Annotated in this window: 16 protein-coding genes; 14 read left to right on the top strand and 2 right to left on the bottom strand. The window is 71.9% G+C overall.

All coding sequences use genetic code 11. The annotated features are described in order from the left end of the window. Nucleotides 1–358 precede the first annotated feature (358 nt). The 6 genes from EHS43_RS14745 (at nucleotide 359) to EHS43_RS14720 (ending at nucleotide 7,487) form a co-directional block, all read left to right on the top strand. Complete coding sequence (locus EHS43_RS14745) at nucleotides 359–1,003, top strand: ABATE domain-containing protein (RefSeq protein ID WP_125191229.1); 645 nt, start codon at nucleotides 359–361, stop codon at nucleotides 1,001–1,003. A gap of 319 nt (nucleotides 1,004–1,322) precedes the next feature. Further along, on the top strand, nucleotides 1,323–1,844 hold the full coding sequence (locus EHS43_RS14740; RefSeq protein ID WP_010039908.1) for a sigma-70 family RNA polymerase sigma factor: 522 nt from the start codon (nucleotides 1,323–1,325) through the stop codon (nucleotides 1,842–1,844). A 59-nt stretch (nucleotides 1,845–1,903) separates the two neighbouring features. Further along, nucleotides 1,904–2,671 carry an anti-sigma factor gene (locus EHS43_RS14735; protein ID WP_185806253.1) on the top strand — a complete coding sequence of 256 codons (768 nt, stop codon included), beginning with the start codon at nucleotides 1,904–1,906 and terminating at the stop codon, nucleotides 2,669–2,671. A gap of 63 nt (nucleotides 2,672–2,734) precedes the next feature. Beyond that, nucleotides 2,735–5,161, top strand: coding sequence for a UvrD-helicase domain-containing protein (locus EHS43_RS14730; protein ID WP_125191227.1), 2,427 nt, complete (start codon nucleotides 2,735–2,737; stop codon nucleotides 5,159–5,161). A gap of 300 nt (nucleotides 5,162–5,461) precedes the next feature. After that, nucleotides 5,462–6,877, top strand: a complete 1,416-nt coding sequence (locus EHS43_RS14725) for an NAD-dependent malic enzyme (RefSeq protein WP_125191226.1) — start codon at nucleotides 5,462–5,464, stop codon at nucleotides 6,875–6,877. A 328-nt stretch (nucleotides 6,878–7,205) separates the two neighbouring features. Further along, nucleotides 7,206–7,487 carry an HU family DNA-binding protein gene (locus EHS43_RS14720; RefSeq protein WP_007382399.1) on the top strand — a complete coding sequence of 94 codons (282 nt, stop codon included), beginning with the start codon at nucleotides 7,206–7,208 and terminating at the stop codon, nucleotides 7,485–7,487. Nucleotides 7,488–7,793: 306 nt separating this feature from the next. Here EHS43_RS14720 and murA read toward each other — a convergent pair whose 3' ends face one another. Continuing rightward, a complete protein-coding gene (gene murA / locus EHS43_RS14715) occupies nucleotides 7,794–9,140 on the bottom strand; it encodes a UDP-N-acetylglucosamine 1-carboxyvinyltransferase (protein ID WP_123989640.1) in 1,347 nt (448 codons plus the stop codon). 254 nt (nucleotides 9,141–9,394) lie between these two features. Between murA and EHS43_RS14710 the strand changes: the two genes are divergently transcribed. From EHS43_RS14710 to EHS43_RS14680, 8 genes are all read left to right on the top strand, one after another. Next, nucleotides 9,395–9,967: a YqgE/AlgH family protein gene (locus tag EHS43_RS14710; protein WP_125191225.1), complete on the top strand. Its 573-nt coding sequence runs from the start codon at nucleotides 9,395–9,397 to the stop codon at nucleotides 9,965–9,967. 29 nt (nucleotides 9,968–9,996) lie between these two features. Further along, nucleotides 9,997–10,275 carry a DUF3039 domain-containing protein gene (locus EHS43_RS14705; RefSeq protein WP_123761082.1) on the top strand — a complete coding sequence of 93 codons (279 nt, stop codon included), beginning with the start codon at nucleotides 9,997–9,999 and terminating at the stop codon, nucleotides 10,273–10,275. Between the two features lie 311 nt (nucleotides 10,276–10,586). Beyond that, on the top strand, nucleotides 10,587–12,215 hold the full coding sequence (locus EHS43_RS14700; protein ID WP_185806252.1) for a beta-N-acetylhexosaminidase: 1,629 nt from the start codon (nucleotides 10,587–10,589) through the stop codon (nucleotides 12,213–12,215). Nucleotides 12,216–12,460: 245 nt separating this feature from the next. Next, nucleotides 12,461–13,354, top strand: coding sequence for a xanthine dehydrogenase family protein subunit M (locus tag EHS43_RS14695; protein ID WP_037710721.1), 894 nt, complete (start codon nucleotides 12,461–12,463; stop codon nucleotides 13,352–13,354). Further along, nucleotides 13,351–15,303, top strand: a complete 1,953-nt coding sequence (locus EHS43_RS14690) for a 2Fe-2S iron-sulfur cluster-binding protein (protein ID WP_125191224.1) — start codon at nucleotides 13,351–13,353, stop codon at nucleotides 15,301–15,303. The genes EHS43_RS14695 and EHS43_RS14690 overlap by 4 nt, the downstream gene beginning before the upstream one ends. Beyond that, entirely contained in the window at nucleotides 15,300–17,609 is a 2,310-nt protein-coding gene (locus tag EHS43_RS14685) for a xanthine dehydrogenase family protein molybdopterin-binding subunit (protein WP_125191223.1), read from the top strand. The genes EHS43_RS14690 and EHS43_RS14685 overlap by 4 nt, the downstream gene beginning before the upstream one ends. Then, nucleotides 17,606–17,734, top strand: coding sequence for a hypothetical protein (locus EHS43_RS47690; protein WP_260470535.1), 129 nt, complete (start codon nucleotides 17,606–17,608; stop codon nucleotides 17,732–17,734). The genes EHS43_RS14685 and EHS43_RS47690 overlap by 4 nt, the downstream gene beginning before the upstream one ends. Nucleotides 17,735–18,025: 291 nt before the next feature. Beyond that, nucleotides 18,026–19,183, top strand: coding sequence for an SUKH-4 family immunity protein (locus EHS43_RS14680; protein WP_125191222.1), 1,158 nt, complete (start codon nucleotides 18,026–18,028; stop codon nucleotides 19,181–19,183). Here EHS43_RS14680 and EHS43_RS14675 read toward each other — a convergent pair. Next, nucleotides 19,138–19,603, bottom strand: a 466-nt coding sequence (locus EHS43_RS14675) for an FABP family protein (protein WP_148104045.1), incomplete at its 5' end; no start/stop codon positions are given. The genes EHS43_RS14680 and EHS43_RS14675 overlap by 46 nt on opposite strands.

The following is a 19,603-nucleotide window of genomic DNA, read 5'->3' as shown; positions in this document are numbered from 1 at the left end:
CATCACCTGGACGTAGACCCGATCGTCGCTGCGGGCCAGGGCCGGCATCACGGCGCACGCGAAGACGTAGAAGGTCCCGGCGATCAGGCCCGTGGCGACGGTGGCCGCGCCGAGGACGAGGCCGCTGCTCCTGCTGCTCTGTGTCATGCCTCCAGTCAAGGACCCGGCCCACCGCACCGGACATGGCCGAGACGCGCCCTCGCATACGTGCGCGTCCAGGCATCGCTCCCGGTACGGGGGGTTCCGGCGGCGGGAGCGGGAAGGCACTGTGGGAGGGAGCCCCGGAACAGCCCCATAGAGCCTCGAAGCACTTCACCGACCCCGAACGACCGGGGCACCCCTAGGCGGTGACAGGCACATGGCACTGGGTACGGCCACGGTCGCGTACGAGCTGCGGTTCGACGCCGGGCGGATCTGTCTCGACCTCCTCGCGACCACCCACCCCGAGGAACGTCTCGACTCGACGGAGGTGCTCGGCGCCTGGATAGTCGGCTCGGGGTTGGTGCCCGAGGGGACGGACCTGACACACATGGACCCCTCCTGGCTGGTCGACTTCCGCGAACTGCGCGGACGTGTCGGACAGTTGGTCCGGGGCACCCCCGGCCAAGCTCCCGGTCACGGACCCGTTCACGGACCCGGTCAAGCCCGCGGCCAAGCCGCAGGTCACGCCTACGACCTCGCGCTCGCCCACGTCAACGCCGCCGCCCGCGCCGCACCGCCCGCCCCCCGCGCGGTGCCGGCCGAGGACGGCTCGCTGGTGCGCGAGCTGGACGGCCCGCCGGACTGCGCGGCGCTGCTCGGGGCCGTCGCCAGGGACGCCGTGGAACTGCTCACGGACCCCGTCGCGCGGGCCGGGATCAGAGAGTGCGAAGGGGACAACTGCCCCATCGTCTACCTGGACACCTCACGGGGGCGCAGGAGGCGCTGGTGCTCCAGTGAAGTGTGCGGGAACCGCGAAAGAGTGGCCCGCCACCGTCGGCGCGCGGCGCTCTCGCGCAACTGACCGACCGTTATGTCCCTTCTGTGGAGCGGGAGTCGAAGTGATTTCGATTACATGTCGTTTACTCGCCCAACCTCACGGGCCGTAGTCGTGATCTTGCCTGTGTGGTGGAAATGTAAAGATCGCGCGGCGGGAATGTGCGCGCATGTCCTGTCTCGTCACGTCACTCAGAAGAAAACTGTCGTCGCACTTTGAACACCCAACTCATCGCGTCCGTACCCGTAGTCGAGCGACCGACTGGGGGAACCCCCGGACATCGGAGGTGGGCGTGCGCAAGGATTCCGTCGTGGCCAATGAACGTGGATCGAGGGCCCGACATCGCATGTCCCAGCCCTCGGAACCTGATGAGGAGCTGATGCGTGCCCTGTACCGGGAGCACGCCGGACCTCTCCTTGCGTACGTCCTTCGTCTGGTCGCGGGTGACCGCCAGAGAGCCGAGGACGTGGTGCAGGAAACACTCATCCGTGCCTGGAAGAACGCCGGCCAGCTCAATCGAGCGACCGGATCGGTACGCCCCTGGCTGGTGACGGTCGCCCGGCGCATCGTCATCGACGGCCACCGCAGCCGGCAGGCCCGGCCGCAGGAGGTCGATCCGTCGCCGCTGGAGGTCATCCCCGCGGAGGACGAGATCGACAAGGCGCTGTGGTTGATGACGCTGTCAGACGCGCTCGACGACCTGACCCCGGCCCACCGGGAGGTGCTCGTCGAGACGTACTTCAAGGGGCGTACCGTCAACGAGGCGGCCGAGACACTGGGCATCCCCAGCGGCACCGTCCGCTCGCGGGTCTTCTACGCCCTGCGGTCGATGAAGCTCGCACTGGAGGAGCGGGGGGTGACAGCGTGATGGGTGTTTACGGGGGTAACCAGGGATTCGGCACAGGTGGTTCGGGTATGTCTGGCTCCATGATGGGATCTCCGGTGCCGAACGAGCACGAGACCGTCGGCGCCTACGCCCTCGGAATCCTCGACGACGCCGAGGCGACCGCCTTCGAGGCCCATCTCGCGACCTGCGAGTGGTGCGCACAGCAGCTCGACGAGCTCGCCGGCATGGAGCCGATGCTCGCCGCCCTCGCGGATCTGCCGGGCTCCGGCACTCCCGCGATCGGGGAGTCGCTGTCCGCCAAGCCCAGTCCGCGGATCGTGAACAAGCTCGTGGACGAGGTCGCCGAGCGCCGTGCGCAGAAGCGGCGCCGCAGCATGTACATGGTCGCGGCCGCGGCCGCGCTGATCATCGGCGGACCCTTCGTCGCGATCGCGGCGAACGGCGGCGATTCGGACGGCGGGGCCAAGCAGGGACAGGTCCTCGCGGCCACCCCGAAGGAACTCTTCGATTCCATGCGCGACAAGGTGTCCGCGACCGACTCCACCACCGGGGTCAGCGCCACCGTCGCCATGCAGGAGAAGAACTGGGGCACCTCGCTCGGCCTGGAGCTCAAGGGCGTCAAGGGACCGCTCAAGTGCTCCCTGATCGCCGTCGGCACCAACGGCGAGCGCTGGACGGCCTCCACCTGGTCCGTCGGCAAGTGGGGCTACGGCATCCCGAACGGCAAGACCGCGGAGTCCAAGCAGCCCCTCTACATCGGCGGCGCGGTCGCACCCGCCCAGAACGAGATCGATCACTTCGAGGTCGTGGACTCCGACGGCAACAAGCTCGTCCAGGTCGACGCGTAACTTCCCGCCGGGGCCCCCTTCGCGTACGGTTGACGGCTGCCCAGCACGTCAGAAGGGGGCCCGGTGGCCGCTCAGGCTCAACCATCTGCGGTCGGCTCGGTTCAGGACTCGGTTCGGGACCGTGAGATCAGCGTCGAACAGGAACATCTGGACCGGGTCTACCGGCGCCTCGAGGAGAAGATCCACGAGGCGGAGTTCCTGATGAACGACGCGGCCAAGCGTGGCCAGGTCGGCACGCCCGGCGCGCTCGCCGAGCGGGACGCCCAGGTCTTCCGGGCCGGCGTCCACCTCAACCGGCTCAACAACGAGTTCGAGGACTTCCTCTTCGGCCGGATCGACCTGCTGCTCGGCAAGGACGGCAAGAAGGGACCCGACGGCGCCTACACCGCCGTCGAGCCCGCCGAAGGGGCCGTCCGCGAGGACAACACCGCCGACATCGCGGAGACCCTGCACATCGGCCGGATCGGGGTCCTGGACTCCGAGTACGCGCCCCTCGTCATCGACTGGCGGGCCCCCGCCGCGGCGCCCTTCTACAGGTCCACTCCGGTGGATCCCGGGCGTGTCGTACGACGGCGGGTCATCCGTTCCAAGGGGCGCCGGGTCCTCGGGGTCGAGGACGACCTCATGCGCCCCGAGCTCAAGGCCTTCCTCGACGGCGACGAACTGCCCGTCATCGGCGACGGCGCCCTCATGGCCGCGCTCGGACAGGCCCGCAGCCACACCATGCGGGACATCGTCGCCTCCATCCAGGCCGAGCAGGACCTGGTCATCCGCGCCCCCGCCGCGTCGGTGACGTACGTCGAGGGCGGGCCCGGCACCGGCAAGACCGCCGTGGCCCTGCACCGCGCCGCGTACCTGCTCTACCAGGACCGCCGCCGGTACTCGGGCGGCATCCTCATCGTCTCGCCCACCCCCCTGCTGGTCGCCTACACCGAGGGCGTCCTGCCCTCCCTCGGCGAGGAGGGCCAGGTCGCCATCCGCGCGATCGGCTCCCTGGTCGACGGCGTCGAGGCCACTCTGTACGACTCACCGGCGGTGGCCCGCGCCAAGGGCTCGTACCGGATGCTGAAGGTGCTGCGGAAGGCGGCACGGGGGGTGCTGGAGCTGGGCACCGGCGGGCTGGGCACCACCCACGCCCGCCCCGACTCCGGGCAACTCTCCTTCGGCGACCTCGGTGACCCCTACGCCGGTGGCGGGGACGGGAACGGCGCCCGCGCCGCCGTATCGCCGCAGGCCCCGGCCGGGCCCCCCACCCGCCTGCGGGTGGTCGCCTTCGGGCGGAGGCTGGAGCTGGAGGCGGAGGAGCTGGAACGCATCCGCCGCAACGCCCTCGGCGGCACCGCGCCCGTCAACCTGCTGCGGCCCCGCGCCCGCAAGTTGCTGCTGGACGCGCTGTGGGCGCGGTCCGGGGCGGGCGGCCGGCACACCGATCCGGAGCTGGCCGCCGAGCTGCGGTCCTCGTTCGACGAGGACATCACCTCCGAGGACGCCTTCATCGAGTTCCTCGACGCCTGGTGGCCCGAGCTCACCCCGAAGACCGTCCTCGCCGCGATGGCCGACGAGCGGCGCCTGGGCCGCTGGGCCCGCCGCATCCTCAACCCCGGCGAGGTGCGCAGGGTCGCCCGCTCGCTGCGGCGCGACGGCCTGACCGTGCACGACATCGCCATGCTCGACGAGCTCCAGGCCGTCCTCGGCGTCCCCGCCCGCCCGCGCAAGCGGCGCGAACTGGACCCGCTCGACCAGCTCACCGGCCTGGAGGAGCTGATGCCGGTGCGCGAGGAGTCGCAGCGCGAGCGGGCCGAGCGGCTCGCCCAGGAGCGGGTCGAGTACGCGCACGTCATCGTCGACGAGGCCCAGGACCTCACGCCCATGCAGTGGCGCATGGTCGGCCGCCGCGGCCGGCACGCCACCTGGACGGTCGTGGGCGACCCCGCCCAGTCCTCCTGGTCCGACCCCGACGAGGCCGCCGAGGCCCGTGACGAGGCCCTGGGCAGCCGTCCCCGCCGCCGCTTCCAGCTCACCGTCAACTACCGCAACCCCTCCGAGATCGCCGACCTCGCGGCGAAGGTGCTGGCGCTGGCCATGCCCGGCTCCGAGTCCCCGCGAGCCGTGCGGTCCACCGGTGTCGAGCCCCGCTTCGTCGTCGTACGCAAGTCGCTGGGCGAGACCGTCCGCGAGGAGGCCGCCCGGCTGCTCGGTCTGGTCGACGGCACGGTCGGCGTGGTGGTCGCCATGAACCGCCGGGAGGAGGCCGCCCGCTGGCTCACCGGACTCGGCGACCGGGTCGTGGCGCTCGGCAGTCTGGAGGCCAAGGGCCTGGAGTACGACGCGACGGTCGTCGTCTCCCCGGCCGAGATCGCCGACGAGTCGCCCGCCGGACTGCGGGTGCTCTACGTCGCCCTCACCCGGGCCACCCAGCAGCTCACGGTCGTCTCGGCGGAGCGCGACCAGCCGGACGGGGAGGGCGTGCCGGATCTGCTGAGAGATTGAACTCTCCGCACGGGAATGGTCTTTCGGGATCCGTTTGTTAGCCTGGACGTGACACCGGCCCGATCCAAGCCCCCGGGCCCAACCTTCGTCGCTCAGAGCGACCACTTGCCGCGAGGCGAGCATGGCGGGTCGGTGTCATTGACCTGGCGAGAGGCCCACGTCCATGTGACGTGGGCCTCTTTCGTATGGACGCCTCCATGAACACAAAGTCCGCAATCCGGCGCGGCTAACGCCTACTCATCAGTAGGTGCGACGATCGGACGGCATCAGCGTCACCCGTGAAAGCAGAGGAAGTCGGCCATGGCAACGGCGCCCAGCGTCTCCTACTCGATGACGGTCCGGCTGGAGGTGCCCGCCAGCGGAACCGCCGTCTCGCAGCTCACCACCGCCGTGGAGTCCTCCGGAGGCTCGGTGACCGGCCTCGACGTCACCGCATCCGGTCACGAGAAGCTCCGGATCGACGTCACCATCGCGGCCAGCTCCACCAAGCACGCCGACGAGATCGTCGAGGAGCTGCGCGGCATCGAGGGCGTCACGCTCGGCAAGGTGTCCGACCGTACGTTCCTGATGCACCTCGGCGGCAAGATCGAGATGGCGTCGAAGCACCCCATCCGCAACCGTGACGACCTCTCGATGATCTACACCCCGGGCGTGGCCCGCGTGTGCATGGCGATCGCCGAGAACCCCGAGGACGCCCGCCGCCTGACCATCAAGCGCAACTCCGTTGCGGTCGTGACGGACGGCTCGGCCGTGCTGGGCCTGGGCAACATCGGCCCCAAGGCGGCCCTGCCGGTCATGGAGGGCAAGGCGGCCCTCTTCAAGCGGTTCGCCGGCATCGACGCCTGGCCGCTGTGCCTGGACACCCAGGACACCGACGCGATCGTCGAGATCGTCAAGGCGATCGCCCCCGGGTTCGCGGGCATCAACCTGGAGGACATCTCCGCGCCCCGCTGCTTCGAGATCGAGGCCCGGCTGCGTGAGGCCCTCGACATCCCCGTCTTCCACGACGACCAGCACGGCACCGCGATCGTCGTCCTCGCCGCCCTGACGAACGCGCTGCGTGTCGCCGGCAAGGCGATCGAGAACATCCGGGTCGTCATGTCCGGCGCCGGCGCGGCCGGTACGGCCATCCTCAAGCTGCTGATCGCCGCCGGCGTCAAGAACGCCGTCGTCGCCGACATCCACGGTGTGGTCCACGCGGGCCGTGAGGACCTCGTCGAGGCCGCCCCCGGCTCGGCGCTGCGCTGGATCGCCGACAACACCAACCCCGAGAACCTGACCGGGACGCTCAAGGAGGCCGTCCGCGGCGCCGACGTCTTCATCGGTGTCTCGGCCCCGAACGTCCTGGACGGCGCCGACGTGGCCGCCATGGCCGAGGGTGCGATCGTGTTCGCGCTCGCGAATCCCGACCCCGAGGTCGACCCGGCCGTCGCCCGTGAGACGGCGGCGGTCGTGGCCACCGGCCGCTCCGACTTCCCCAACCAGATCAACAACGTGCTGGTCTTCCCGGGTGTCTTCCGCGGTCTGCTGGACGCCCAGTCCCGCACCGTCAACACGGAGATGATGCTCGCCGCCGCGAAGGCCCTCGCGGACGTCGTCACCGAGGACGAGCTGAACCCGAACTACATCATCCCGAGCGTCTTCAACGACAAGGTCGCGGGCGCGGTGGCCGGTGCGGTGCGGGACGCGGCGAAGGCCGCGGGCGCGACGGCGTAGGGGCCTCGTCCGGGTCCGCGGGCCCCGCGTCTACAGTGGACGTCGTATGTTTGTTCGGCTGTGAGGATTGCCACGGTGGTCCTCCGGCCCGGCGCGTCGCGGAACCGGGCGCTTCACGCCACCCTCTAGGGTGGCGCCACGCCCAGGCCTCTGTTCGTGTGACCCCCTAGGGTGTTCATGCGAGCCCTACGGGTGCCGGATTGGCTTTCCCGCAGCAGGTAGGGGCAGGATGCGTCTCTGGGCGCGAGCGCATCGGCTTCGCTGTGCCTCGTGTGCGGCCCCGCCGCGTGGCACACCCCAACGGCAAGAAGAACACGGGAGTAACAACATGAACCGCAGTGAGCTGGTGGCCGCGCTGGCCGACCGCGCCGAGGTGACCCGCAAGGACGCCGACGCCGTTCTGGCCGCGTTCGCCGAGACCGTCGGCGAGATCGTCGCCAAGGGCGACGAGAAGGTCACCATCCCCGGCTTCCTGACCTTCGAGCGCACCCACCGTGCCGCTCGCACCGCGCGCAACCCGCAGACCGGTGACCCGATCCAGATCCCGGCCGGCTACAGCGTCAAGGTCTCGGCGGGCTCCAAGCTGAAGGAAGCCGCCAAGGGCAAGTAAGGGCGCCTGCTCGCCGACCTGGCGTGGCGCCGTGGGCGACTGCGGCGCCGCTGTGGCTGGTCGCGCAGTTCCCCGCGCCCCTGAAGGGGCGCTTCAGCCGAACGCCGATGGGGCGGTCACCCGAGTCCGGGTGACCGCCCCATCGGCGTTCGTACGACCGCTGCCGCTAGCCGAGTGCCTTGCCCGGCAGTTCGACCTTCGCGCCGAGTTCCACGAGCTTCTCCATGCTGTGTCTGCCCGGGGGACGACCCCCGGACCCCCAGCCGAGGGCGGGGGTGTCCTGGCGCGGCGTGTGGAAGCGGGTGGTCAGCCGAGTGCCTTGCCCGGCAGCTCCACCTTCGCGCCGAGTTCCACGAGCTTCTCCATGAAGTTCTCGTAGCCGCGGTTGATCAGGTCGATGCCGTGGACCCGGGAGGTGCCCTGGGCCGCGAGGGCGGCGATCAGGTACGAGAAGCCGCCGCGGAGGTCCGGGATCACCAGGTCGGCGCCCTGGAGCTTGGTGGGGCCCGAGACGACCGCCGAGTGCAGGAAGTTGCGCTGGCCGAAGCGGCAGTTCGAGCCGCCCAGGCACTCGCGGTAGAGCTGGATGTGTGCGCCCATCTGGTTGAGCGCGGAGGTGAAGCCGAGACGGGACTCGTAGACCGTCTCGTGGATGATCGACAGACCGGTGGCCTGGGTGAGCGCGACCACCAGCGGCTGCTGCCAGTCCGTCTGGAAGCCCGGGTGCACGTCGGTTTCGAGCGCGATGGACTTCAACTGGCCGCCGGGGTGCCAGAAACGGATGCCCTCGTCGTCGATCTCGAAGGCCCCGCCCACCTTCCGGTAGGTGTTCAGGAACGTCATCATCGAGCGCTGCTGGGCGCCGCGCACGTAGATGTTGCCCTCGGTCGCCAGCGCGGCGGACGCCCAGGAGGCGGCCTCCAGGCGGTCCGGCAGGGCGCGGTGGTTGTAGCCGCCGAGCCGGTCCACGCCGGTGACGCGGATGGTCCGGTCGGTGTCCATCGCGATGATGGCGCCCATCTTCTGCAGGACGCAGATGAGGTCCTCGATCTCCGGCTCCACCGCGGCGTTCGACAGCTCGGTGACACCCTCGGCGAGGACCGCCGTCAGCAGCACCTGCTCGGTCGCGCCCACGGACGGGTAGGGCAGCGTGATCTTCGTGCCCCGAAGCCGGCGCGGCGCCTCCAGGAACTGCCCGTCCGCGCGCTTCTCGATCGTCGCGCCGAACTGCCGCAGCACCTCGAAGTGGAAGTCGATGGGCCGGCCGCCGATGTCGCAGCCGCCGAGACCGGGGATGAAGGCGTGCCCCAGGCGGTGCAGCAGCGGGCCGCACAGGAGGATCGGGATCCGCGAGGAACCCGCGTGGGCATCGATGTCAGCGACGTTGGCGCTCTCGACATGCGTCGGGTCCATCACCAGCTCGCCCGGTTCCTCACCCGGACGGACCGTCACACCATGCAGTTGCAGCAGCCCGCGTACGACCCGCACGTCACGGATGTCCGGAACGTTGCGCAGTCGACTCGGCTCGCTGCCCAGCAGGGCGGCGACCATGGCCTTCGGTACGAGGTTCTTCGCACCGCGGACACGGATCTCGCCCTCCAGCGGGGTTCCGCCGTGGACAAGCAGTACGTCGTCAGAGCCGTTGACGGTCATGTATCTCGCGTTCCGATGAGTCGGGCAGGGGCCAGAAGGGACAAGGGTAATCGCCGCCCACCCCCCTTCTGTAAGCCCAAGTGCCGCCCAGCAACGTCATAGCTCTGTCACAACACGGGCTGCTAGGTGGCGGGCACATGGGGTCACCGGCGCCCGGCGTGCGCTCGCGGCGCATCGGTGCGCTCTGAGCTGCATCCACCGTCGTCGGGGCATTGCCTCCCCATGCGGAGGAAAGATGCGGGATCATGTCTGGCATGACCGAGGTGTCCTCGCTCACAGGGCGGTTGCTCGTGGCAACGCCCGCCCTGGCGGACCCGAACTTCGACCGTGCGGTGGTGCTCCTTCTCGACCACGACGAGAAGGGCTCCCTCGGTGTCGTTCTCAACCGGCCCACCCCGGTGGACGTCGGGGACATCCTGGAGGGCTGGGCCGACCTCGCGGGCGAGCCCGGTGTCGTCTTCCAGGGCGGCCCGGTCTCCCTCGACTCGGCCCTCGGGGTCGCCGTCATCCCCGGCGGCGGGGCCGTCGACGGGTCGCCGCTGGGCTGGCGCAGAGTGCACGGTGCCATCGGACTGGTCGACCTGGAGGCCCCGCCGGAGCTGCTCGCCTCGGCCCTCGGCAGCCTGCGCATCTTCGCCGGGTACGCGGGCTGGGGCCCCGGTCAGCTGGAGGACGAGCTGGTGGAGGGCGCCTGGTACGTCGTCGAGTCGGAACCCGGCGACGTCTCCTCGCCGGCCCCGGAAAGACTCTGGCGCGAGGTGCTGCGCCGCCAGCGCAGCGAACTGGCGATGGTGGCCACGTACCCGGACGACCCGTCGCTCAACTGATCCATGTGAGCTTCAGTACTCTTGGGCGTATGAGCACTCTCGAGCCCGAGCGCGGGACTGGTACGGGGACCCTCGTCGAGCCCACGCCGCAGACTTCCCACGGCGACGGCGACCACGAGCGCTTCGCCCATTACGTCCAGAAGGACAAGATCATGGCGAGCGCCCTCGACGGGACCCCCGTCGTGGCGCTGTGCGGCAAGGTGTGGGTACCCGGCCGCGATCCCAAGAAGTACCCCGTGTGTCCCATGTGCAAGGAGATCTACGAGTCCATGGGCTCGGGGGACGACGACAAGGGCGGCGACAAGTAGGACCGCCGCCCCCAGGCTGACTTTCAAGGGGCCTCCGGGGCGCGTTGTGACGCGCTTCGGGGGTCCTTTGCGTGTCCTTTACTGATCGTTCCGGCGCTGCTCGCGATTTCCCGGCGCGACCGCGGTGACCGGATCGCGCCTGTGGAGATCCCGGTCCGGGACGATTTCCTCTTCGCCAAGTCGTTCCTCGTCGGCGACACTTCGCAGGGTCGTGGCCGCGTGGGCGGTGACGGCGATCGCGGTGCTGGTCTCCCTCGTACTCGTACAGCGACTCCTGGTCCCGTGGCCGGGCGGAGCGGTCAAGGACTGACGTGACTTCACTGGCTGAACTGATTCCCGCGCCCCGCGCCGTCGAGGTGGCCACGACGGGCGGCTTCGTGTTCGGACCGGAGACCGCCCTGTGGGGCGCGCCCGGCACCGGGACCACCCAGCGCTGGCTGCGCTCCACCCTGGGCGCGGCCCTCGGCCTGTCGCTGCCGCCGGGCCAGGAGGGCGCCGAGAACACGCTCGCACTGCGCCTCGACGACACCCTGGAGCCGGAGGGCTACCGGCTGAAGGTCACCGCCGACGGCGTGGAGATCACCGGCGGCGGCCCGGCCGGAGTGTTCTGGGGCGCCCAGTCGCTGCGCCGGCTGCTCGGCCCCGACGCCTTCCGGCGCGCGCCCGTGGCCCCCGGCCGGCGCTACGGCGTACGGCACCAGACCGTCGAGGACGCCCCGCGGTTCCGCTGGCGCGGCCTCATGCTCGACGTGGCCCGGCACTTCATGCCCAAGGACGGGGTCCTGCGCTGTCTCGACCTGATGGCCGCGCACAAACTCAACGTCTTCCACTTCCACTTGACGGACGACCAGGGCTGGCGGATCGAGATCAAGAGGCATCCCCGGCTCACCGAGGTGGGGTCATGGCGGGCGCGCACCAAATTCGGCCACCGGGCCTCGCCGCTGTGGGAGGAGAAGCCGCACGGTGGTTTCTACACCCAGGACGACATCCGGGAGATCGTCGCCTACGCGGCCGAACGGCATATCACCGTCGTCCCCGAGATCGACGTGCCCGGACACTCGCAGGCGGCCATCGCCGCGTACCCGGAACTCGGCAACACCGATGTCATCGACACGTCCTCCCTTTCGGTCTGGGACAACTGGGGCATCTCCTTGAACGTACTCAACCCCACTGACAACACCCTCCGCTTCTACGAGGGCGTCTTCGAGGAACTGCTGGAGCTGTTCCCCTCCGAGTTCATTCACATCGGCGGCGACGAATGCGCCAAGGAGCAGTGGCGGCAGTCGCCTTCGGTCCAGGCCCGGATCGGGGAACTCGGCCTCGCGGACGAGGACGAGTTGCAGTCCTGGTTCGTCGCACACTTCGACAAGTGGCTTTCCGCGCGCGGGCGCAGGCTCATCGGCTGGGACGAGATCCTGGAGGGCGGCCTGGCCGAAGGCGCCGCGGTGTCGTCCTGGCGCGGCTACACGGGCGGCATCGCGGCCGCCCGCGCGGGCCACGACGTCGTCATGTGCCCCGAGCAGCAGGTGTATCTGGACTACCGGCAGGACGCGGGCGCCGACGAGCCGGTCCCCATCGCCTACGTCCGCACCCTGGAGGACGTCTACCGGTTCGAGCCCGTGCCACCGGAGTTGACGCCCGAGGAGGCCGCGCACGTCCTCGGCGCGCAGGCCAACGTGTGGACCGAGGTGATGGAGGACCAGGGCCGCGTCGACTACCAGACCTTCCCCCGCCTCGCGGCCTTCGCCGAGGTGGCCTGGAGCGCCCTGCCCGCCCCCGGGGAACGGGACTTCGCCGACTTCGAGCGGCGGATGACCGCGCACTACCGGCTGCTCGACGCCCTCGGCGTCGGCTACCGGCCGCCCACGGGGCCGCTGCCCTGGCAGAAACGGCCCGGTGTGCTCGGCCGGCCCATCGAGGGAGCGCCTCCGAACAGGTAAGGGAAAAAGAGCCCTAAGGGTCACCGAAGAGTGTCAATCGGTACGGGGCGGTGATCCCGTGCGAAAACGGACCATCTCCCTGATGGGGCGGGCGAAAGCCGCCGAACACCTCCTAGCGGACCCCTGTCTTCGGGTGTTGCGAAGATGTGCCAGAGTTGCCACGTCCGCCCTGTCAGCACGTACCGTACGGCAGCAACAGGCAGGGCCGGCAGGACCAGGTGGGGCAGCGGGAAGGGGCAGCCGGTTTGACCACGCACGCACCGCAGGCGGCGCAGGCCGTCACGCTGCCCACGACACTGGACGAGGCCGTGGCGGCCCTCACCGCCATGCCCGCCGCCGTGCCCGTCGCCGGCGGCACCGACCTCATGGCCGCCGTCAACTCCGGGCAGCTCAGGCCCGCCGCTCTCGTCGGCCTCGGCCGGATCAGCGAGATCCGCGGCTGGCAGTACCAGGACGGGCACGCCCTGCTCGGCGCGGGGCTCACGCACGCGCGCATGGGCCGCCCCGACTTCGCCGCCCTCATCCCGGCGCTCGCGGCCGCCGCCCGCGCCGCCGGCCCGCCGCAGATCCGCAACGCGGGCACCCTGGGCGGCAACATCGCCTCGGCGGCCCCGACCGGCGACGCACTGCCCGTCCTCGCCGCCCTCGAAGCCACGCTGATCATCGCGGGCCCCGACGGAGCCCGCAGGGAGATGCCGGTCTCGCACCTGCTGGCCGGCATGGAGATGCTGCGCGCCGGAGAACTCATCGGCTTCGTGCGCGTGCCGCTGCTGCACGCCCCGCAGGTCTTCCTCAAGGTCACGGGGCGCACCGGACCGGGCCGCGCGATGGCCTCCGTTGCACTGGTCCTCGACCCGGCCCGGCGCGGGGTCAGGTGCGCCGTCGGTGCCATAGCGCCGATGCCGCTGCGGCCCCTGGACGCCGAGCAGTGGGTCGCCCGGCTCATCGACTGGGACAACAACCGCGCGATCGTCCCGGAGGCACTGCAGGCCTTCGGCGAGTACGTCGCCGCGGCCTGCATCCCGGACCCGGCACCGGCCCCGGACGGCTCCGTGCCGCAGCATCCGCCCGCGGTACTGCACCTGCGGCGCACTGTCGCCGCGCTGGCCCGGCGAGCACTGGGGAGGGCACTTTCGTGACCGACGACCAGCACGGAGAGGGCACGCCCCGGGCCGCCGGCCGCTGGGACCCGCTGCCCCAGGGGGACTACGACGACGGCGCGACCGCCTTCGTGAAACTCCCCGAGGGGGGCATCGACGCCCTCCTGGCCTCCACCGACACTCCGCTCGCCGCGCCCGGTCACGGCTATGTGCCGCCGCAGATAACGGCCGCGCAGGGCGACGGCACCGACCCGGGCGCCTGGGCCGTGCCGCCTTCCGAGGGCGCCCGGTGGCCCGACCCGAGCACCCTGCCGCAGGGCCAGACCGGGCAGTTCACGTACAACCCCGCGACCACCCAGCAGTGGCACGTGGAGGACACCGCGGCCGCGCCCGCGCCGGGCCACGACGTCACCGGCCAGTGGTCGATCCCGGTCGCGGGCGGCGAGCTCCCGGACGAATCGGGCGAGTTCACCACGTCGTCCCTGGTCGAGCAGTGGGGCGGCGGCACCCCTCCGGCGACCCTGCCGGGCGGCGCGGCCGCGCCCTGGGCGACACAGCCGGCACAGCCGTGGGGCGACCAGCCCCAGGGCGACCCGGGAGCGGCCCCCGAGCACGGCGGCCCGGCCGGGGAACGGCACACGCACGTGCCGCACGGCGACGGTCACGGAAGCGCGTTCGACGACGGACACGGCGACGGCTTCCAGGGCGGTCACGGCGGTGCGTTCGACGACGGCCGGGGCGGCGGTTTCGACAACGGTCACGGGAGCGGGTTCGACGGTCACGCCGGTACGGCCGATGACGGTCACCCGGGTCCGGTAGACGACGGCCACGCGCACGTGCCCGCAGGTGAGGCGCCGGGCGGCGAGGCCGAGGAGGCCGTCGAACGGCACGCCGGGCAGGCCGGAGACGCCCACCTGCCGTCCGCCGCGCACCCCGGCGACCACGCCGTCGCCGACGCCCCGCATCGACCCGGGCCCGACAGTGCCTCCGAGGAGATGCCCCCGGAGGCCGCGCAGCCGCACGCCGACACCGACGGCCACGGCACCGCCCTCGCCGGGCCGCACGGCGCATCCCAGCCCCGCGACCCCGCCGAGCCCTACGGGGACGACCCCACCACAGCCGCCCCACAGCCCTCGGACGGCCCCGGTGAAGCGCCGATGGCCGTCCGGGCCCCCGAGGACGCCGAAGAGGCCGTGGAGGCCGCTGACGGCCCCGCCGAGCCCGGTGCCGAGCACGCCCCGGCCGCGGGTGACGGCGAACCAGCGCCGGAGGCCGTCGAGGAGCACGCCGCCGACCCCGACGCGAACCCCGAAGACCAGGCCCCGGCGCACCCCGGCGAGGAACACCCCCTCGCCTCCTACGTCCTGCGCGTCAACGGCGTCGACCGCCCCGTCACCGACGCCTGGATCGGCGAGTCGCTGCTCTACGTGCTGCGCGAGCGGCTCGGACTCGCCGGCGCCAAGGACGGCTGCTCGCAGGGCGAGTGCGGGGCGTGCAACGTCCAGGTCGACGGGCGGCTCGTCGCCTCCTGCCTGGTGCCCGCCGTGACCGCCGCCGGCAGCGAGGTCCGTACCGTCGAGGGCCTCGCCGAGGACGGCCGGCCCTCCGACGTGCAGCGGGCGCTCGCCCGGTGCGGGGCCGTCCAGTGCGGCTTCTGCGTGCCCGGCATGGCGATGACCGTGCACGACCTTCTGGAGGGCAACCCCGCCCCCACCGAGCTGGAGACCCGCCAGGCGCTGTGCGGCAACCTCTGCCGCTGCTCCGGCTACCGGGGCGTCGTCGACGCCGTCAAGGAGGTCGTCGCCGAACGCGAGGCCCACGCGACGGGCGACGGTGAGACGGACGGCGACGAGGCCCGTATTCCGCACCAGGCGGGCCCCGGGGCCGGAGGCGTGCACCATTCGGCGTTCGACTCGCCGGGGTTCCCGGGCACCTCCGGACCGCATGAGCAGGCGTACGGACAGGGACAGGACGGAGGCCAGGCGTGAGCAACGAAGCCGCCACCGCGACCACCGCCGCGGAGGCAGCACCCGCCCCCGAGCCGATTCCGCACGGCATCGGCGTCTCCCTGCCGCCAGCCGACGCGCGCGCGAAGACCGAGGGCACCTTCCCCTACGCGGCCGACCTGTGGGCCGAGGGCCTGCTGTGGGCGGCCGTCCTGCGCTCCCCGCACGCGCACGCGCGCATCGTGTCCATCGACACCTCCCACGCGCGCGAGATGCCCGGGGTCCGGGCGGTCGTCACCCACGAGGACGTCCCCGGCAGACCGGTGCACGGCCGCGGCAGGGCCGACCGCCCGGTGTTCGCCTCCGAGGTCGTACGCCACCACGGCGAGCCCATCGCGGCCGTCGCCGCCGACCACCCCGACACCGCGCGCATGGCCGCGGCCGCCGTCATCGTCGAGTACGAGGTGCTGGACCCGGTCACCGACCCGGAACTCGCCTTCGAGGCCGAGCCGCTGCACCCCGACGGCAACCTGGTCCGGCACATCCCGCTCCAGCACGGCGACCCGTCCGCGACCGGTGAGATCGTCGTCGAGGGCCAGTACCGCATCGGCCGCCAGGACCCCGCCCCCATCGGCGCCGAGGCCGGCCTCGCCGTGCCCCGCCCCGACGGCGGCGTGGAGCTGTACCTGGCCTCCACCGACCCGCACACCGACCGCGACACGGCCGCCGCCTGCTACGGCCTCGAACCCGAGCGGGTCAAGGTCGTCGTCACCGGCGTGCCCGGCGCCACCGCCGACCGCGAGGACCAGGGCTTCCAGCTCCCGCTGGGCCTGCTCGCGCTCAAGACGGGCTGCCCGGTCAAGCTGACGGCCACGCGCGAGGAGTCCTTCCTCGGCCACGTGCACCGCCACCCCACCCTGCTCCGCTACCGGCACCACGCCGACGCCGAGGGCAAGCTGGTCAAGGTCGAGGCGCAGATCCTGCTCGACTCCGGCGCCTACGCCGACACCTCCTCGGAGGCCCTGGCCGCCGCGGTGGGCTTCGCCTGCGGGCCGTACGTCGTCCCGAACGCCTTCATCGAGGGCTGGGCCGTGCGCACCAACAACCCGCCCTCCGGCCATGTCCGCGGCGAGGGCGCCATGCAGGTGTGCGCCGCCTACGAGGCGCAGATGGACAAGCTGGCCAAGAAGCTGGGCCTCGACCCGGCGGAACTGCGCCTGCGCAACGTCCTCGCCACCGGCGACGTCCTCCCGACCGGCCAGACGGTGACCTGCCCGGCGCCGGTCGCCGAACTGCTGCAGGCCGTACGGGACTTCCCGCTCCCGGCGCTCCCCAAGGACACCCCCGAGGACGAGTGGCTGCTGCCCGGCGGCCCCGAGGGCGCGGGCGAACCGGGTGCGATCCGCAGGGGCGTCGGCTACGGCCTCGGCATGGTGCACATGCTGGGCGCGGAAGGCGCCGACGAGGTCTCCACGGCGACCGTACGGGTGCAGGACGGCGTCGCCACGGTCCTGTGCGCGGCCGTCGAGACCGGCCAGGGCTTCACCACGCTGGCCCGCCAGATCGTCCAGGAGACGCTCGGCATCGACGAGGTGCACGTGGCCCCCGTCGACACCGACCAGCCCCCGGCGGGGCCGGGTGCGCGCGGCCGCCACACCTGGGTCTCGGGCGGCGCGGTCGAACGCGCGGCCAAGATGGTCCGCACCCAGCTCCTCCAGCCCCTGGCGCACAAGTTCGGCATGTCCACCGAACTGCTCCAGATCACCGACGGCAAGATCACCTCGTACGACGGCGTCCTGTCGACGACCGTCACCGAGGCCATGGACGGCAAGGAGCTGTGGGCCACCGCCCAGTGCCGTCCGCACCCCACCGAACCCCTCGACGAGAGCGGCCAGGGCGACGCCTTCGTCGGCATGGCGTTCTGCGCGATCCGCGCGGTGGTCGACGTGGACATCGAACTCGGCGCGGTGCGGGTGGTCGAGCTGGCGCTCGCCCAGGACGTCGGCCGGATCCTCAACCCGGCCCAGCTGGAGGCCCGTATCGAGGCGGGCGTCACCCAGGGCGTCGGGATAGCGCTCACGGAGAACCTGCGCAGCGCGCGCGGGCTGATCCGCCACCCCGACCTCACGGGGTACGCGCTGCCGACGGCCCTGGACGCGCCGGAGATCCGGATCGTCAAGCTGGTCGAGGAGCGGGACGTGGTCGCCCCGTTCGGCGCCAAGGCGGCCAGCGCGGTGCCGGTGGTCACGTCACCGGCGGCCATCGCCTCCGCGGTACGGGCCGCGACGGGCCGCCCCGTCAACCGGCTGCCGATCCGCCCGCAGGCCGCGGTGGTGACGGACCGGTGAGCACGCCGGGCCAGGAGCCCCGCGAGTACGAACCGCCGCCCGGGCTGGGCAAGTTGGCCCTGTGGATCCTGTTGTTCGTGGTGGCGGCGATCGTGGTCGTGGTGGGCGGCGTGTACTTCGCGTGACCGAAGTGGTCTCGGCTGCGGGGGAGTTGACGTGACGCGCGGCTCCCGGGGAGTCGACGGTCGCGCAGGCGGCGGATGACCGGGCCGGGGCGCGCCACGGGCCGGCCTGGACCGCGGGTGGCGATTCTCGCGGGGCGGGAACGTGCGCGGGTGCTCCGGCGTCTCCTTGGTACGGGGGCGTTGTCAGTGGTGGCGCGTAGTGTTTCGAGCAGTGGGGGACGAGCGCAGGTCCGACGGGTTCGCCGTGCCGTGCCCGGCCAGGGGACTGCGTACGAAGCACACGGGGGAGCCATGAGCACGACCGATACCGCCGTAGCGGCGATCACACTGACCGAGGACGAACTGCGGCCGTACATCTCGCACACGTCCACCCGCCGCTGGCTCAGCGGCCCCGGACTGCCCGTCGACAGCGACCTGTTCACCTTCGAGGAGCTGCGCAGGCAGGGCCTGCGGACGGTCGCGGACGCGACGGCCGACGCGGCCGGCCGGCTCAGCGAGGAGCTGCGCGACCAGCTGGTGATAGGCGGACTCACGGACCTGCACGGCAGGGAGACGGAGTCGGTCCTGCTCGACGGGGTCACCGGCGAGGTCTCGACGACGGCGTTCTTCCCCGCCCGTCCCGAGCTGATGGACCGCACGCCCCTGGCCCCGTCGCTCCCCACCCTGGTCCGCTTCGCGACGGCGACCGACGAACTGACCGAGGTGCGCGGCCAGTTCGCCGCCTACGCCGGCCGCTTCGGTCCCACGGCCGTGGAGGACGCGACGCGCCAACTGCTGACGGTGTTCGAGGAGGGCACGGGCGGGGAGGTGCCGACCTTCTGGAAGATCGCGGCCCTGATCCGTCCCCTGGCCCTGGTCGCGGGGCCGGGCACCGACTCCGGCCTGGCCCTGGACCTCCCGCCGCGCCTGCTGGACCACGAGTTCGGCCGGAGCATGGTCGCCCGCTTCGAGGACATCGACTTCCCGTCCACGCTCACGCACGCCCCGACCCGGCGCTTCCTGGCGGAGACGGGCCTGCCCGAGGACGGCGTCCTCTTCCACACCGACCCGGACGCCCCGCTTCCGACCCTCGCGGAGCACCGGGCCGAGGAACCGGTCGCCCTGCCGCCCCGGGCCGGCCACCTGATCGTCCTCGGCCACCTCATCGAGGACAACACCCTGGTCGTCGACGGGGAGACGGGCGCGGTCCTGAGCTGGAGCGAGCGCGACGGCACGCTCCACCCCCTCAACACCGACATCTCCACCCTCGCCTTCACCCTCTGGCTCCTGCACCGGGAGCGCAGGATGGACGAGTCCCTCGCCCACGAACTGACGAACACGCTGTACGTCCAGGTCGCCAAGACGATGATCCGCGCCCTGTCCACGATCGACCCCACGGGCACGACGACGGACGCGGACTGGCACTACTGGACCGCGCTGTTCCAGGACGAGGCGGGCGGGGTGCTCTGACCGGCTTCGCGCCGCAGGGTCGCGGAGAGGTGGTGCTGCAAGGGCTGCCCGACGGCTGCGAGTTCGTGGACGAAGTCGAGGGTGTCGCCGTCGGTCAGGGTGTAGCGGCGACGGGTGGCGCTCACGTCCTTGGCGGTGGGGGTGAGGGCCACGGCGTGCGAGGCGAACTCGACCACCCCTGGCGCCGCCTGTCCGACCAGGATCTCGGTGATGCCGGTGGGCTGGGTGACCAGCGCCTCCAGCCGCCCCTCCGGCTGCAGCCGCCACCACCCGCTCTCCCGGGCCGCGGGCCGCAACGGCACCCCGTCGTCATCGACCAGCCAGGCCCGCGCCTCGTACCGGAGAAAGGGCCGCCCGTCGTGACTGAACCGCACCTCCTGCCCGTAGGCGAAGTCACCGTCGAGCGTCGGATACCCGCCC

Source organism: Streptomyces sp. RP5T (assembly GCF_003933965.1).
In the GTDB taxonomy this organism is placed as follows: domain Bacteria; phylum Actinomycetota; class Actinomycetes; order Streptomycetales; family Streptomycetaceae; genus Streptomyces.
This window is presented reverse-complemented; position numbering and strand designations above follow the sequence as displayed.

Coding starts and splice junctions, on each gene's coding strand:
- EHS43_RS14745 (WP_125191229.1), top strand. CDS start 359: ATGGCACTGGGTACGGCCACGGTCGCGTACGAGCTGCGGTTCGACGCC.
- EHS43_RS14720 (WP_007382399.1), top strand. CDS start 7,206: ATGAACCGCAGTGAGCTGGTGGCCGCGCTGGCCGACCGCGCCGAGGTG.
- EHS43_RS14735 (WP_185806253.1), top strand. CDS start 1,904: ATGATGGGATCTCCGGTGCCGAACGAGCACGAGACCGTCGGCGCCTAC.
- EHS43_RS14710 (WP_125191225.1), top strand. CDS start 9,395: ATGACCGAGGTGTCCTCGCTCACAGGGCGGTTGCTCGTGGCAACGCCC.
- murA (WP_123989640.1), bottom strand. CDS start 9,140: ATGACCGTCAACGGCTCTGACGACGTACTGCTTGTCCACGGCGGAACC.
- EHS43_RS14680 (WP_125191222.1), top strand. CDS start 18,026: ATGAGCACGACCGATACCGCCGTAGCGGCGATCACACTGACCGAGGAC.
- EHS43_RS14740 (WP_010039908.1), top strand. CDS start 1,323: ATGTCCCAGCCCTCGGAACCTGATGAGGAGCTGATGCGTGCCCTGTAC.
- EHS43_RS14725 (WP_125191226.1), top strand. CDS start 5,462: ATGGCAACGGCGCCCAGCGTCTCCTACTCGATGACGGTCCGGCTGGAG.
- EHS43_RS14705 (WP_123761082.1), top strand. CDS start 9,997: ATGAGCACTCTCGAGCCCGAGCGCGGGACTGGTACGGGGACCCTCGTC.